This is a genomic window from Vibrio sp. NC2 (genome assembly GCF_025195005.1).
GTDB classification, from domain to species: Bacteria; Pseudomonadota; Gammaproteobacteria; order Enterobacterales; family Vibrionaceae; genus Vibrio; species Vibrio splendidus.
In genome coordinates, this window is record NZ_JANVFC010000005.1 from 71740 (window position 1) to 87725 (window position 15986).

The following is a 15986-nucleotide window of genomic DNA, read 5'->3' on the forward strand; positions in this document are numbered from 1 at the left end:
GAGACTTGAACTCTCACACCTCTCGGCGCCAGAACCTAAATCTGGTGCGTCTACCAATTCCGCCACGACCGCAGCAAATCTTTATAGTTATATCGACATTGGTAATTCAATATAACGTTGTTTGTACTTTTTCTTTCATAAAGAAAGAATGGTGGCTACTGCGGGATTCGAACCTGCGACCCCATCATTATGAGTGATGTGCTCTAACCAACTGAGCTAAGTAGCCATCTGAGAGCGAAGTAATATAATATAATCTCGCTTCCAATGCCATTATCTTTTTAAAGATAATTACACTTTAAATTGTGGCTGGGCTACCTGGATTCGAACCAGGGAATGCTGGCATCAAAAGCCAGTGCCTTACCGCTTGGCGATAGCCCAACATGATATCAATTAAGACATCTCAATAATGGTGCGGTCGGAGAGACTTGAACTCTCACACCTCTCGGCGCCAGAACCTAAATCTGGTGCGTCTACCAATTCCGCCACGACCGCAGCAAATCTTTATAGTTATATCGATATTGGTAATTCAATATAACGTTGTTTGTACTTTTTCTTTCATAAAGAAAGAATGGTGGCTACTGCGGGATTCGAACCTGCGACCCCATCATTATGAGTGATGTGCTCTAACCAACTGAGCTAAGTAGCCATTTCCAAATTGTTGCTCATTTCGAGACGTTGCCGCTTCGTTGTGAACGGGGCGCATTATGCGGAGTTGAGCGAAACCCGTCAACTTTTTTTTTGAATAAATCGCGAATAAACATCTGTTCGGTTTCTTTTTAGGCAAAGAGGTGTATTTGTCGACAAAAAACAGGTCTAAAAGGCGATATATATAGGAAGTTAAGTTTTGGATGTGGGGCTATTTCTAAAGGGGCAAAACAAAAAGGCCAGTGAATTCACTGGCCTTTTTTCTAGATGTTTAATCAGAATTATACGTTGAAGCGGAAGTGAACTACGTCACCATCTTTAACGATGTATTCTTTGCCTTCAAGACGCCATTTACCTGCATCTTTTGCTCCGCTTTCGCCGCCAAATTCGATGAAATGTTCGTAGCCAACTACTTCTGCACGGATGAAACCTTTCTCGAAGTCGGTGTGGATCTTACCAGCTGCTTGCGGTGCTGTTGCACCGATAGGAATAGTCCAAGCACGAACTTCTTTAACACCGGCAGTAAAGTAAGTTTGAAGAGTCAGTAGCTCGTAACCAGAGCGGATCACTCGGTTAAGGCCTGGTTCTTCAATACCCATGTCAGCTAGAAACTCTTCACGATCTTCATCGTCAAGCTCAGAAAGTTCAGATTCGATTGCAGCACACACAGCAACAACAACGTTGTTCTCTTTTTCTGCATATTCGCGAACGGCGTCTAGGTAAGAGTTGTTTTCAAAACCATCTTCAGCAACGTTTGCAATGTACATTGTTGGCTTAAGCGTTAGGAAGTTAAGGTAGTCGATTGCTGCTACTTCTTCTTTGCCAAGTTCAACAGTACGAGCCATACCACCTTCAGTCAGGATAGGTAGAAGCTTTTCAAGAACTGTAGTTTCAAATTTAGCGTCTTTATCTCCGCCTTTTGCTTTTTTAGCATTACGGAAGATTGCACGTTCACAGCTATCTAGATCGGCAAGAGCAAGCTCAAGGTTGATCACTTCGATATCTTCGATTGGAGATACTTTGCCTGAAACGTGAACGATGTTTTCGTTTTCAAAGCAGCGTACAACGTGACCGATAGCATCAGTTTCGCGGATGTTAGCTAGGAATTTGTTACCTAGACCTTCACCTTTAGATGCGCCAGCAACTAGGCCTGCGATATCTACGAATTCCATTGTCGTTGGAAGGATCTTCTGTGGATTAACAATTTTTGCTAATGCATCTAAGCGTAGATCTGGAACCGGAACGATACCTGTGTTTGGTTCGATTGTACAAAATGGAAAGTTTGCTGCTTCGATGCCTGCTTTAGTCAGTGCGTTAAACAGAGTTGACTTACCAACGTTTGGTAGACCAACGATGCCACATTTAAAACCCATGATATAAACCTTATTCTGCTTTGAACGTATGTAAGCGATTTTGTGCTTTTGGTAGGCCATCTTTTAATAAGATGTCTAGGCTACGAACCGATTCGTCAACGACAGCCTCGATACACTCTTGCTCTTTCGCAGGAGCTTTGCCTAATACATAACCTGCAACTTTATCTTTGTGTCCTGGATGGCCAATGCCTAATCTAAGACGATAGAATTCTTTATTGTTACCCTGCTTGCTGATGATGTCTTTCAGACCATTATGTCCACCATGACCACCACCTTTTTTAAACTTTCCAATACCAGGAGGAAGATCTAACTCATCGTGAGCGACCATGATCTCTTCTGGTTTAATTTGGTAGAACTTTGCTAAGGCAGCAACAGCTTTGCCTGACAAGTTCATAAAAGTCGTTGGGATCAGCAAGCGAAGATCTTCACCATGAACCATGATACGACCCGTTAGGCCAAAGAACTTTGGTTCGTTCTTCAGTGTCACGTTATGTACACGCGCTAATTCTTCAACCACCCAAGCACCCGCATTGTGGCGAGTTTTGGCGTATTCTGGACCTGGATTAGCCAGTCCAACGAGAAGTTTTATTTGTTGGCTCAAGGTATGGATCTCTCTTGGGATTTCAAAAAGCGCCGTATGATATCACAGTTTATGAAAAAGGTGCGAGCTAGCTGATAGCAACACGATGATTCCTGACTGTGGTGAATTGCGGCTTAATATTGGTTAGACATAAAAAAAGCACTTCATTCAATGAAGTGCTTAATGTGTCTCTCTCACGAGTTTCTAAAACAAAGCTTTTCTACAACAAAGCTATAGAGCTTTGATTAGTTAAACATCGCTGAGATTGATTCTTCGTTGCTGATGCGGCGAATTGCTTCAGCAAGCATGCGAGAAAGGCTTAGCTCAGTAACTTTGCCTGTCGCAGCCATCTCTGGAGAAAGCTTGATTGAATCTGTAACAATAACTTGGTCTAGAACTGAGTTACGGATGTTTTCTGCAGCAGTACCAGAGAATACAGCGTGAGTAGCGTAAGCGAATACACGCTTAGCACCGCGCTCTTTAAGCGCTTCAGCTGCTTTGCACAGTGTGCCACCAGTATCGATCATGTCATCAACGATAACACAGTCACGACCTTCAACATCACCGATCAGGTTCATTACTTCAGAAACGTTAGCACGTGGACGACGCTTATCAACGATAGCGATGTCAACATCACCTAGCGCTTTAGCGGTTGCACGAGCACGTACAACACCACCAAGGTCTGGAGAAACTACTACTGGGTTTTCTAGGCCACGGTTAGCCATGTCTTCTAGAAGAACTGGAGTGCCGAAGATGTTATCAACAGGTACATCGAAGAAGCCTTGGATTTGCTCTGCGTGTAGGTCGATAGTAAGAACGCGGTCAACACCAACGTTAGAAAGGAAATCTGCAACAACTTTTGCAGTAATAGGCACACGAGCAGAACGTACACGACGATCTTGACGGGCATAACCGAAGTAAGGGATTACAGCAGTAATACGGCCAGCAGAAGCACGGCGCATTGCGTCAATCATTACCACCAATTCCATAAGGTTGTCATTGGTTGGTGCACAAGTTGATTGAATCAGGAATACATCGCTACCACGAACGTTTTCATTGATTTGAACAGCGACTTCGCCATCAGAAAAACGGTCTACAGTAGCATCGCCAAGAGAGATGTATAGACGATCAGCAATACGTTGGGCTAGTTCAGGTGTTGCGTTACCAGCAAATAGCTTCATATCAGGCACGGTGGAAACCTCGGGTTGCGTCCAGTTTTAAATAGATTGTGGGTGGGCTGATTGGTATTCAGCCAAAGTTTCTTTCAAAGGCGAAATGTTTCGTCCTCTCGCGACAAACGCGGAAACTGTGTCAGGCAGTTGCTCTAGCACCGATTCGGCTTCTTTTTTGCTGCTAAATTCAGCAAAAACGCATGAACCCGTACCAGTCAATCTCGACGGCGCGTATTGTAGCAGCCATGAAAGTTGCTTATCAACCTCTGGGTACAGCATTCGCACAATTTTTTCGCAATCGTTTACGTATTCTTGCTCTAGAAGCGTTGCTAGTGCTCGCTTCGGCGTATTTCGAGTTAATTCTGAATGTGTGAATATGTCTACAGTTGCTATGCTCACTTGAGGTTTAACGACGAGATACCATTTTTCATCCGGATTAGCCGGCTGTAGCTGTTCTCCAACCCCTTCGGCAAAGGCCGCGTGGCCTCGAACGAAGACCGGAACGTCAGCACCTAGCTGCAAACCGATTTCGGCAAGTTGATCATCAGAGAGGTTGAGTTGCCATAAATAATTAAGCGCGACCAGCACGGTTGCTGCATTTGAAGAGCCCCCACCAATGCCACCTCCCATTGGCAACACTTTCTTGAGTTCAATATCCGCACCGAAAGAGGTCGATGTATATTGTTGGAGGGCAGTGGCGGCTTTCCAAATTAGATTATCTTCCAGTGCAACACCTGGGATTTCAGGGGTTATTGTGATCGCACTGGTTTCTTGATTTGCACTAACTGTTAGCTCATCGCCAAACTCGACAAACTGAAATAAGGTCTGAAGTTCATGATAACCATTGTCACGTCGACCAGTGATATAAAGAAATAAATTCAGTTTAGCCGGAGAAGGCCAGTGGGTTGGCGTTGTTATCATTTTTTCAGTGTCCACTTCGAAACTACAATGTTGATTTTGTTCTCGTCTTGCTTGAATGACAATCGAGTAGGGAGTGGGATTGTCTCTACCTTAGTGTTGTCTTCACTAGAGTTCTTGTTGTCTTCACCAGATAATAGTTTACTCGGCATCTCTGTATTTCGATAGTTATCAAAATTCAGTGTCCATAGTTGGTTGCTAACTTGTTTGGTGAGAGATTCAAGCGTGTTGGTGGTGTTCAATTGGTAGCTATCGGCTTGGTCTGGAATGCCAAGGAACCATTGTGGTAGATGGTCAATGGGAATCTGTAATCCAGTAAGTTGCTCTACCAATACAGATGCACTTGCGTGAGTGAACACCTGATCATCATAAGTGACTACCTTGGCACCCGATGGATCAATGGTGAGGTTCAAGGCGGTTTGACCAAGGAAAGTGGTCAGTCTTAATTGACTCTGATTTGGTGAATGCTTCCAAATGAAATTTAGGCTTTGGCGTTGCTCTGGAGAAATGTAAGCGAGCTTGCCTGAGGCTTGGTAGTTTTCTATCTGTAAAAGCCGATCTTGGTGACTTTGCCACTCGACGCTGGTCGGTTGTTCTGGGATAGACGAGCAACCCACCATAATTATGGTTATAAAAATAAGAGACGTGATTTTACGAAGCTTGCTCATATTTGCTCACAACTTGTTCAAATTTATCTAAAAAACGTCTCAACTATAGCATTGAATTCACGAAGTCAGGAAAACAAATCCCGCTTGCTCTTTAAATAGAGCCATGCATCAAGTAAAATTCGCCCCTTGTTTCCATTCCCTGATCGAGAACTTCTGATACATGTCTTTGCTTGCCGTAGGTATCAATCACAATACAGCGTCGGTTGAATTGCGAGAAAAAGTCGCTTTTGGTCCAGATAAATTATCTGAGGCACTCAAGCAACTTAACGCAAATGCACACGTAAATGGAAGTGTCATACTTTCTACCTGTAATCGAACTGAAGTGTATTGTGACGTCAAAGGCGTGGCAAAAAACAAGCTCATCGATTGGTTGTCAGTTTTCCATCAAGTTAGCCCTGAAGAGCTAAAACCCAGCATTTATATCCATGAAGAGCAGGCTGCGATTAAACATTTAATGCGCGTAGCTTGTGGTTTGGACTCCTTGGTATTGGGTGAGCCGCAGATCTTAGGTCAGGTGAAGCAAGCTTATACGGACTCGCGAGAGAACAAATCTGTTGATGCTTCAATGGAAAAACTGTTCCAGAAATCATTTTCTGTCGCCAAGCGTGTTCGAACTGAAACTGAAATTGGCGGAAGCGCGGTATCTGTTGCTTACGCAGCCTGTACGTTAGCTAAACACATCTTTGAGTCGATTGCCGATTCAACCGTGTTATTGGTTGGTGCGGGTGAGACGATTGAATTGGTGGCTAAACACCTTTCTGCGAATGGCTGCACTAAGATGATAGTGGCTAACCGAACTCGTGAGCGTGCTTTAGGGCTAGCTGAAGAGTTTGGTGCTGAAGTGATCAGTCTGAATGAGATTCCTGACCATTTGCATAGAGCGGATATCGTGATCAGCTCAACTGCAAGCCCGCTGCCTATTATTGGTAAGGGCATGGTAGAGACCGCACTTAAGACAAGAAAACATCAACCTATGTTGTTGGTTGATATTGCAGTTCCTCGTGATGTGGAATCTCAGGTCGGCGATCTGAATGATGCTTACCTATATTCCGTTGACGATTTGCAGTCGATCGTTGATGGCAATATTGAACAACGAAAAGTAGAAGCGATTCAAGCTGAAGCAATAGTTAGTGAAGAAAGCGCCGCGTTTATGAGTTGGATGCGTTCACTGCAAGCGGTAGACAGTATTCGTGATTACCGTAAATCGGCCAATGAAATCCGAGAAGATTTATTAAGTAAGAGTTTACAATCACTTGCCGCTGGCGGTGACCCTGAGAAAGTCTTACTTGAGCTAAGTAATAAGCTCACAAACAAATTGATCCATGCTCCAACGCGTGCACTTCAAAGTGCAGCTGAGCAAGGAGAACCTGCAAAATTAATGGTCATTAGACAGAGTTTGGGCTTAGAAAACCCTCAATAATATTCGACCTCCAACAGAATAAGACATTATGAAAGCCTCGATTCTAATAAAGCTTGAAACACTTGTTGAACGCTATGAAGAAGTTCAACATCTACTTGGTGATCCCGGTGTACTTGGGAATCAAGACAAATTCCGTGCCTTGTCAAAAGAGTATTCTCAATTAGAAGAGGTGACGGGGTGCTTCAAATCATACCAGCAAGCTCAAGAAGATTTAGAAGCTGCTGAAGAGATGGCAAATGAAGACGACGCAGAAATGCGCGAAATGGCTCAAGAAGAGATCAAAGATGCGAAAGCGAACATTGAACGTCTGACTGATGAGCTGCAAATTCTTCTGATTCCAAAAGATCCAAACGATGAGCGTAACTGTTTCTTAGAGATTCGTGCCGGTGCTGGTGGTGATGAAGCGGGTATTTTTGCGGGTAACCTTTTCCGCATGTACTCTAGATTTGCCGAGAAAAAAGGTTGGCGCGTTGAGGTGATGAGCAGCAATGTTTCAGAGCAGGGCGGCTTTAAAGAGATGATCGCTAAAATCAGTGGCGACGCTGTTTACGGCACAATGAAGTTCGAGTCTGGCGGTCACCGTGTACAACGTGTACCTGAGACTGAGTCTCAAGGTCGTGTTCATACATCAGCATGTACTGTTGCGGTTATGCCTGAGATCCCAGAAGCTGATCTACCAGAAATTAAAGCTGGCGATCTTAAGATTGATACTTTCCGTGCATCTGGCGCGGGTGGTCAGCACGTTAACACCACGGATTCAGCAATCCGTATTACTCACTTGCCAACCGGTACCGTAGTAGAGTGTCAAGACGAGCGTTCTCAGCATAAAAACAAAGCGAAAGCGATGGCTGTTCTTGCGGCTCGTATCGTTCAAGCTGAAGAAGAGCGTCGTGCTGCTGCGATTTCAGATACACGTCGTAACCTATTAGGTTCTGGTGACCGTAGTGACCGTATTCGTACGTACAACTACCCTCAAGGTCGTGTCTCTGATCACCGCATCAACTTAACTATCTACCGTCTGAACGAAGTTCTGGAAGGTGATATGCAAAGCCTACTTGATCCTGTTCTACAAGAGCACCAAGCCGATCAACTAGCAGCACTTGCTGAGCACAACTAATTACTATGCAGTCAGCATATACGGTTGAAAGTGCTTTAAAGTCAGCAATCGTACAGCTTCAAGAGGGCGATAACACATCGCCCTCGATTGATGCTGCGGTACTGCTTTGTCACGCTTTAGATAAACCTAGATCTTACCTACTGACTTGGCCTGAGAAGCATCTCACTTCAGAACAAGAATCCGAATTCCATACCCTTCTAAAACGTCGCTTAACCGGTGAGCCTGTGGCTTATATTGTTGGTGAACGTGAGTTTTGGTCGCTGCCGTTAAAGGTTTCGTCTTCTACTTTAATCCCGCGCCCGGATACCGAGCGTTTGGTTGAAGTCGCTTTGGATAAAACCTACGGCAAACAAGGTGCGATTCTAGATTTAGGCACGGGCACAGGTGCTATCGCGTTAGCATTGGCGTCTGAGATGCCGAATCGACCAGTGACGGGTATTGATCTTCGCCCTGAAGCGCAGCAACTTGCTACAGAAAACGCTCAGCGATTAAATATCACTAACGCCACTTTTTTACATGGCAGTTGGTTTGAGCCTTTGAACTCTGCGAGCTCTGAAGAAGAAGCTGTGAAGTTCTCGTTGATTGTTTCTAACCCACCTTACATTGAGAAGAACGATCCTCACTTATCTCAAGGTGACGTGCGTTTTGAACCGATCACCGCGTTAGTTGCTGAAGAGAAAGGTTTAGCTGATATTCGATACATTTCTGAAAACGCACGCGATTTTTTAGAAAACGAAGGCTGGCTAGCATTTGAACACGGATATGACCAAGGCTTGGCGGTACGTGAGATAATGCAACAACTGGGTTATTTAGATGTCGTTACAGAAAAAGATTACGGTGGTAATGACCGAGTGACATTGGGTCGTTACTGTTCATAGGCTGCTGTTAATCATCTTGTGAGCAATAGATGATGAACTTGCTAAATTGATACCTTTGACTCGACAATACACTGAACTCGATAATGCATTTAACGCGGAAATACAGAGAATTAACGCAGAAATACAGGGCATTAACGGGTATTGTTTGGCTCGTGTTAACGAAAGCACATATAAAAATATAAAGGAATACCATGTACGAAGGTTTAAAACATTTTCACCTACTAACGATTGCTATAAGCGCGCTACTTCTTTCGATTCGTTTCGCTCTGATGATGGTTAACTCACCAAAACTTAAGCATCCTTTCTTGCAGCGTTTCCCTCATATCAATGACTCGCTACTGTTGCTATCGGGTATTGGTTTGATTTTTATTACTGGCTTTATTCCATTTACACCAGCGGCACCATGGTTAACTGAAAAACTGACCTGTGTAATGGCTTACATCGCATTGGGCTTCTTTGCGCTTAAGTTAGGTAAGAACAAGCTATTAAGAGTTTTCTCATTCTTTGGCGCTCTAGGCTGGCTAGCAATGGCGGGCAAAATCGCAATGACAAAGACTCCAACATTTTTCGGTTAATTATCTCCTTATTTCGGTTAGTTACGTATGTACGAATTTTTTGATGAAGACTTTGACCAGCTAGAGTTAGCTGAAGGTGCATTGATCTTAAATAAAGCGATTAACCCAGAAACTCAAGACAGCTGGGCTGAGCAAGAACTGGCGAGATTGTTAAAAGACGCTGAGTTTGCTTTGGTTAATGAAACCGATGAGCAGCAGAAGTTTGAATCTTTTATTCGACTATTCTTTTACGAGTGGGGTTTTGCTGGCGATAAAGATGCGTACTTCTCTTCGGAAAACGCATTCATCGATAAAGTGCTCGAGAGAAAGAAAGGCATCCCAGTGAGTCTTGGTGCGATTTTTCTTTTTCTAAGTCGCAAGCTAGGCTTCCCTGTAGAGGGCGTCTCTTTCCCAACTCAATTCTTGCTAAAAGTGAGTTGGTACGGGCAAGCAGCCGTCTATATTAACCCTTACAACGGTGAGTATGTTGGCGTACAAACTTTACGAGCTTGGTTAATCGGACATGATGGCCCACTCGCTAAGGTGAAAGCGGAACACTTAGAGGTTGCCGATCACCCAACGATTATTGGTAAGTGGCTAGCGTTGCTTAAGAGTGCATTATTGCGAGAAGAGCGTTATACGCTTGCATTGAAGTGTACTGATCTTGCGTTAACCTTTGTGCCGGATGATCCGTATGAAATCCGTGACCGCGGCTTTATTTATCAGCAGCTAGACTGTCATCAAGTTGCAGCAACGGATTATCAATACTTTATCGACCAATGCCCAGATGACCCTGCATCTGAGTTGCTAAAATCTCAAGTGAACGTCATGAACGAAAAGACAGTGGTTGTTCACTAATTAATAATTATTTAGAGAGAATATGATGGAACAGAAAACAGTTCACATTGGTGATATGCCAATTGCTAACGACAAGCCATTTACGCTATTTGCAGGCATGAACGTTCTTGAATCTCGCGATCTAGCAATGCAGATCTGTGAGCATTACGTGAAAGTCACAGAGAAGTTGGGCATCCCTTACGTATTTAAGGCGTCTTTCGATAAAGCAAACCGCAGCTCAGTTCACTCATACCGTGGTCCAGGTATGGAAGAAGGTCTTAAAATCTTCCAAGAACTGAAAGATACCTTTGGCGTGAAAATTATCACGGATATCCACACAGAAGCACAAGCTCAGCCTGTTGCAGATGTGGTTGATGTAATCCAGCTTCCAGCGTTTCTTGCTCGTCAAACTGACCTTGTTGAAGCGATGGCTAAGACCGGTGCTGTAATCAACGTGAAGAAGCCTCAGTTCATGAGCCCAGATCAAGTGGGTAATATCGTTGATAAGTTTGCTGAGTGTGGCAACGACAACATCATTCTTTGTGAACGTGGTTCTTGCATGGGATATGACAACTTAGTTGTTGATATGCTTGGTTTCGGTGTAATGAAAAAATCATCAAACGGCAGCCCAATTATCTTTGATGTGACTCACGCGCTTCAAATGCGTGATCCATCAGGTGCTGCCTCTGGCGGTCGTCGTGAGCAAACGGTTGAACTAGCTAAAGCTGGCATTGCGACGGGTATTGCGGGTCTGTTTCTTGAGGCTCACCCTAACCCAGATCAAGCACGCTGTGATGGCCCATCGGCGCTACCTCTAGATAAACTAGAGCCGTTCTTGAAGCAGATGAAAGCACTTGATGACCTTATCAAAGGCTTCGACCACATCGATATCAAATAGCTTTGGCTGATGCTAAATAACGAGCATTAAATCGCTAATGTTAGTGAGTTTAAGTGGTTATTTAACAGCATAAGAAAAACGCCCAACTCTTAGAGTTGGGCGTTTTTTTTAACGGGACATCCGTTCAGTTCACTGAAGCCTCGGCCTATTTTGACGATGACCAAGTTGTTTTTCGATGACTAAGTTGTTTTGACTATGACTAAGCTATTTTTCGATGACTAAGCTGTGTAGTCGTTAGCTAACCTGTTTTTCAAGGTACTAATCAACGGCAGATGATTAAATCTTTGTTAACAGAACCTTTGATTCCCTAAGAAAGTGGTATGGGTGTGTGAGGTCTGTCCTGTTTATAGTAAATTACTGATGTTCATCACACTTTATAAGTAAACGATTGCCTGTGATGCAGGGGAAGTTTGAGTGTAATCTCATAATTTTGTTACACTTAACTGCCGATCTATGCGTGACCAATTCGACATAAATATGAAATCGTCGTGTTACATCTAGAATGTTAATTTAAGATTAGTCATGTTGAAGTCTTATTGTTCGAACTCCAGGAAAGGGGTCGCAATAGATTATAAAAAGCAGTGGATTCCCCTAAAAAGTTCAAAGGTATGACAATGAAGCAACGCCTTATTCTAAAGACAGCACTAAGTGCTGCAATCCTAGCTACTCTAGCTGGATGTGCGTCTCAATCAACTCAAGATTGGAACCAAGACGAAACTTACAAGCTAACGGTTCTACACACTAACGACAACCATGGTCGCTTTTGGCAGAACAAATACGGTGAATACGGCATGTCTGCGCGTAAAACGCTTGTTGACCAACTTCGTGCTGAAGTTGAAGCAGAAGGCGGTAGCGTGTTGCTTCTATCTGGTGGTGACATCAACACGGGTGTGCCAGAGTCAGATCTTCAGGATGCAGAACCTGATTTCAAAGGTATGAATAAAATTGGTTACGATGCAATGGCATTGGGTAACCACGAGTTTGATAACTCTTTAGACGTACTACAAAAACAGATCGACTGGGCTAACTTCCCAATGCTATCTGCAAACATCTATGACAAAGCAACAGGTGAACGCAAGTTCCAAGCTTACGAGATGTTTGAAAAGCAAGGTATCAAGATTGCTGTTATCGGTCTAACCACTGAAGATACGGCAAAAATCGGTAACCCTGAGTTCATCGCGAGCATTGACTTCCGTGACCCTAAAGAAGAAGCGAAGACGCTGATCGCTGAACTTAAAGAAACAGAGAAGCCAGATTTAATCTTCGCTGTGACTCACATGGGGCACTACGAAAACGGCCAACGTGGTGTTAACGCACCGGGTGATGTAGCACTTGCTCGTTACCTAAACGAAGGCGACCTAGATATGATCGTTGGTGGTCACTCTCAAGAGCCTGTATGTATGGAAGGCCCTAACGTTGCGAAGAAAAACTTCAAGCCGGGTGATGAGTGTAAACCAGACGTACAGAACGGTACCTACATTGTTCAAGCTCACGAGTGGGGCAAGTACGTAGGTCGTGCTGATTACGAATTCCGTAACGGCGAGCTAGAGATGGTGAGCTACGATCTGGTTCCAGTTAACCTTAAGAAGAAAGTTAAGATTGACGGTAAGAAGCAACGTGTTCTTATTCAAGATGAGATCGCACAAGATCCAGAGTTGCTTGAATTCCTACGTCCTTTCCAAGAGCAAGGTCAAGCACAGCTAGAAGTTCAAATTGCTGAGACAAATGGCAAGCTTGAAGGCGATCGTAACGTGGTGCGTTTCCAACAAACTAACCTAGGTCGTTTGATTGCGACTTCTCACATGGAGCGTGCACAAGCAGACTTCGCTGTGATGAACTCTGGTGGCGTTCGTGACTCAATTGAAGCGGGCAATGTCACTTACAAAGATGTATTGAAGGTACAACCTTTTGCAAACATCCTGACTTATACAGACATGACAGGTAAAGAAGTTCTAGATTACCTAAACGTTGTGGCGACGAAACCAATCGATTCTGGTGCTTACGCGCAGTTCGCTGGCATTTCAATGACAGTAGCAAACGGTGAAGTATCGAATGTCTTCATCGGTGGCAAACAGCTTCGTTTAGACGAAACATACCGTTTCACAGTGCCAAGCTTCAACGCGGCTGGTGGCGACGGTTACCCTAAACTGTCAGATCACCCTGGTTACGTGAACACAGGTTTTGTTGATGCTGAAGTACTGAAAGAGTACCTAGAAGCGAACAGCCCAGTTGACGTGAACAAGTACGCACCTTCAGGTCAAATGGTTTACAAGTAACTGAACCCAGTTAATTGAATCAATAGGTGCTAAATTAGATTGACTCTAGCACCATGATAAATTTAACTAAAGCGACGCCTCGGCGTCGCTTTTTGTTTATCTATCGTTTGGATTTGTTATGACCCCTGCAATCAATCTCGCCAAGAAAAAGAAAATCGCTCATAGCGTGCATCAATATCACCACGATGCGAATAACACGAATTATGGATTAGAGGCTGTCGAAGCGCTTGGTCAAGATCCCAAACGTGTATTTAAAACGCTTTTGTTCTGTTTGAATGGCGTCGCTAAAGATTTAGCTGTTGCCGTTATTCCCGTTGATCAGAAGCTAAACCTGAAGCTTGCGGCAAAAGCGGCAAAAGGCAAAAAAGCAGAGATGGCGAACCCTGATATTGCTCAGAAAACCACGGGTTATGTGGTGGGTGGGATCAGCCCTCTTGGTCAGAAAAAAGCCTTGCCTACCTTTGTTCATTCCAGCGCGACAGGTTTTGAAACGATATGCGTGAGTGCAGGGAAGCGCGGGCTAGAAATTGAACTCGACCCAAAAGACTTAGCGCTACTGACTCGCGGTCAGTTTGCTGATCTATGTTTATAGATTGTCGTCGTCATGATGATACAACTACCGAATGACAAACAAAAACGCCCGCTAGATTAACCTAGCGGGCGCTTTTATATTGAGTGTCTATCCTGAAATGTGCTTGTACATTGAGGACGAATTATGACTACTTCTTCAGACCTAAAGTACCACCAACACGCTTCGGTGCAGGCTTACCGCTTCGACGATCGTTATTGTTGCGATCTGTGCGGGTGCGATCCGAACTGTTTCTATCTGAATTAGAACGCTCTGAACGAGAGTTCGATTTCCAGTTCTCGGTATTGCCACCGCTTTCACCATTCGATGAGTTACGGCCACGTTTCGAGTTAGGCGCATGACGGAATTCATCCGCATTATTACCGCGATAGGTGCGAGTACGGTTCTCGTTTTGATTACGGCGCGCTGTGGAAGTTTGGTTTTCTTCACGGCTATCAAAAAGTTTTGCGTCTGTCGCTTTGCGAATGCGTTGACCTTTCGCGTTCATTTTTGATGCATCTTCAGTACTTACAGAGCCTTCACACATCGCTAAAATTTCAGTGATCTCTTCGTCGCTCAGGTAGCGCCATTTCCCGTTAGGAATGCCGTCTAATGAGATGTTCATAATACGAACACGGCGCAGCTTAAATACCTCGTAACCTAATGCTTCACACATACGGCGAATTTGGCGGTTAAGGCCTTGCGTTAGTGTGATTCGGAACGAAAATTTGGTTTCTTTCTCGACCTTACATGGCAAGGTAACAGTATCGAGAATATGAACGCCAGCGCCCATCTGCTTCAAGAACTCAGTCGTAATCGGCTTATCTACACGCACCACGTATTCTTTCTCGTGGTTGTTACCGGCACGTAGGATTTTGTTTACGATGTCGCCATCGTTGGTCAAGAAGATAAGACCATCAGAAGGCTTATCTAGACGACCAATAGGGAAAATACGTTTGTGGTGGCCGATAAAGTCGACGATGTTGCCAGGAATATCACGTTCAGTAGTACAGGTGATGCCTGTTGGTTTATTAAGAGCAATGTAGATCGGCTTCTCTTTTGAGCGAACAGGTTTATTGTCGATCTCAACATCATCACCGGGCAAGACTTTAGTACCCATTTCAGGGATCTTACCGTTAATAGTAACTCGGCCTGCATCAATGAGTTTGTCGGCTTCGCGGCGTGAGCAAAAACCAGTTTCACTGATGTATTTATTAAGGCGTTTAGCTTGGGATTCTTGTGACATGATATTCTCTTAGCGTTTCACAACGGAAATATAGATAAACAAAAAGCAACCTTTGGATAGTTGCTTTAAGTTGGGATTCGTTAACTGAGGACAATTTTAGCACTTGGTGTGAGTCTAGGCACGAAATATCGATCTTGATGCAATTCGCTATCAGTGCACTTATCTGTTTCAACCAGTTAACTGGTGCGTTTTTGATGGCGCTCTCTGTTCTCTAGCTTTTTCTCATTACTCTTTCTGAGCATAACGTAGACTGCGCCAGTACCACCATGAAATTGCTGAGCAGAGTGAACACATTGAACGTCGTTAATTTGCGTGAGCCAATTCGCCACGTAGCTTTTCATCATTGCTGGTGGGTTCGAGCGCTCACCTTTACCGTGAACAATGATAACGGTGCGCACATCCATTCTTAAACACTGGCGTAAAAATGAGAGTACTTCGTTACGAGCGTCTTTCAGTGTTTTCCTATGAAGGTCGAGTTTGGCCTGAATAGGGTATTTGCCTAAGCGCAGCTTTTTATATACGCCTTCTTGTACACCATCTTTCTTGTAAGCAATGACGTCGTCTGGCTTGATCATTGGTGAGTAGTCTAATGATAAGTAGTCTTTCTCGTCGTCAGACAGCCACATAGCAGCTTCACGCTTAGCAAGGTGAGATTCTGTGACTCGGTGTACTTTCTGGTGTTCGGCGGTGTCATGGTCGATACGTTTAACATCGCCCATCATTTCTTGGAATAGATCTAAGTCGTCATCATGAGACATAGTGTGTATCTCAAGTTGGAGAAGGATAGGGTAAGTATACCTAAGTTGAGGCCGGGTTTAAAAATGAAAAAACCGGAG

At 44.1% G+C, this 15986-nt stretch carries 15 protein-coding genes and 4 tRNA genes; 8 read left to right on the top strand and 11 right to left on the bottom strand.

Annotation, left to right across the window (positions count from 1 at the left end; genetic code table 11):
* Positions 1-149: 149 nt before the first annotated feature.
* The 9 genes from NX845_RS09260 to lolB form a co-directional block, all read right to left on the bottom strand.
* A tRNA-Met gene (locus NX845_RS09260) sits at positions 150-226 on the bottom strand.
* 77 nt (positions 227-303) lie between these two features.
* Positions 304-378, bottom strand: a tRNA-Gln gene (locus NX845_RS09265).
* 29 nt (positions 379-407) lie between these two features.
* Positions 408-492, bottom strand: a tRNA-Leu gene (locus tag NX845_RS09270).
* 77 nt (positions 493-569) lie between these two features.
* Positions 570-646 (bottom strand) — tRNA-Met (locus NX845_RS09275).
* Positions 647-926: 280 nt separating this feature from the next.
* Entirely contained in the window at positions 927-2018 is a 1092-nt protein-coding gene (ychF, locus tag NX845_RS09280; RefSeq protein WP_054542532.1) for a redox-regulated ATPase YchF, read from the bottom strand.
* Between the two features lie 10 nt (positions 2019-2028).
* Complete coding sequence (gene pth, locus NX845_RS09285) at positions 2029-2619, bottom strand: aminoacyl-tRNA hydrolase (protein WP_010439162.1); 591 nt, start codon at positions 2617-2619, stop codon at positions 2029-2031.
* 224 nt (positions 2620-2843) lie between these two features.
* Complete coding sequence (locus NX845_RS09290; RefSeq protein WP_012603389.1) at positions 2844-3788, bottom strand: ribose-phosphate pyrophosphokinase; 945 nt, start codon at positions 3786-3788, stop codon at positions 2844-2846.
* Between the two features lie 27 nt (positions 3789-3815).
* Complete coding sequence (ispE, locus tag NX845_RS09295) at positions 3816-4691, bottom strand: 4-(cytidine 5'-diphospho)-2-C-methyl-D-erythritol kinase (protein WP_017071199.1); 876 nt, start codon at positions 4689-4691, stop codon at positions 3816-3818.
* Complete coding sequence (gene lolB / locus NX845_RS09300; RefSeq protein ID WP_065682166.1) at positions 4688-5356, bottom strand: lipoprotein insertase outer membrane protein LolB; 669 nt, start codon at positions 5354-5356, stop codon at positions 4688-4690. The genes ispE and lolB overlap by 4 nt, the downstream gene beginning before the upstream one ends.
* 160 nt (positions 5357-5516) lie before the next feature.
* Here lolB and hemA point away from each other — a divergent pair, with 160 nt between their 5' ends.
* From hemA to ybaK, 8 genes are all read left to right on the top strand, one after another.
* A complete protein-coding gene (gene hemA / locus NX845_RS09305) occupies positions 5517-6776 on the top strand; it encodes a glutamyl-tRNA reductase (RefSeq protein ID WP_004736235.1) in 1260 nt (419 codons plus the stop codon).
* A gap of 28 nt (positions 6777-6804) precedes the next feature.
* Positions 6805-7893, top strand: a complete 1089-nt coding sequence (gene prfA / locus NX845_RS09310) for a peptide chain release factor 1 (RefSeq protein ID WP_004736236.1) — start codon at positions 6805-6807, stop codon at positions 7891-7893.
* Positions 7894-7898: 5 nt separating this feature from the next.
* Positions 7899-8771 (top strand): peptide chain release factor N(5)-glutamine methyltransferase, encoded by an 873-nt coding sequence (gene prmC / locus NX845_RS09315; RefSeq protein ID WP_065682165.1) that lies wholly within the window; start codon positions 7899-7901, stop codon positions 8769-8771.
* Positions 8772-8962: 191 nt separating this feature from the next.
* Entirely contained in the window at positions 8963-9346 is a 384-nt protein-coding gene (locus NX845_RS09320; protein WP_004736238.1) for a SirB2 family protein, read from the top strand.
* 27 nt (positions 9347-9373) lie between these two features.
* Positions 9374-10183 carry a SirB1 family protein gene (locus tag NX845_RS09325; protein WP_260256773.1) on the top strand — a complete coding sequence of 270 codons (810 nt, stop codon included), beginning with the start codon at positions 9374-9376 and terminating at the stop codon, positions 10181-10183.
* A gap of 22 nt (positions 10184-10205) precedes the next feature.
* A complete protein-coding gene (gene kdsA / locus NX845_RS09330) occupies positions 10206-11060 on the top strand; it encodes a 3-deoxy-8-phosphooctulonate synthase (protein ID WP_175400146.1) in 855 nt (284 codons plus the stop codon).
* Positions 11061-11674: 614 nt separating this feature from the next.
* Positions 11675-13336 (top strand): bifunctional UDP-sugar hydrolase/5'-nucleotidase UshA, encoded by a 1662-nt coding sequence (gene ushA / locus NX845_RS09335; protein WP_260256774.1) that lies wholly within the window; start codon positions 11675-11677, stop codon positions 13334-13336.
* Positions 13337-13454: 118 nt separating this feature from the next.
* The gene (ybaK, locus tag NX845_RS09340) at positions 13455-13928 is read left to right on the top strand and encodes a Cys-tRNA(Pro) deacylase (RefSeq protein ID WP_017089051.1); all 474 of its coding nucleotides are present in this window, start codon (positions 13455-13457) and stop codon (positions 13926-13928) included.
* A gap of 127 nt (positions 13929-14055) precedes the next feature.
* Here ybaK and rluF read toward each other — a convergent pair whose 3' ends face one another.
* Together rluF and smrA are read right to left on the bottom strand one after the other, a co-directional pair.
* The gene (gene rluF / locus NX845_RS09345; RefSeq protein WP_004736244.1) at positions 14056-15150 is read right to left on the bottom strand and encodes a 23S rRNA pseudouridine(2604) synthase RluF; all 1095 of its coding nucleotides are present in this window, start codon (positions 15148-15150) and stop codon (positions 14056-14058) included.
* A gap of 176 nt (positions 15151-15326) precedes the next feature.
* Positions 15327-15908: a DNA endonuclease SmrA gene (smrA, locus tag NX845_RS09350; RefSeq protein WP_017076135.1), complete on the bottom strand. Its 582-nt coding sequence runs from the start codon at positions 15906-15908 to the stop codon at positions 15327-15329.
* Between the last annotated feature and the right edge of the window lie 78 nt (positions 15909-15986).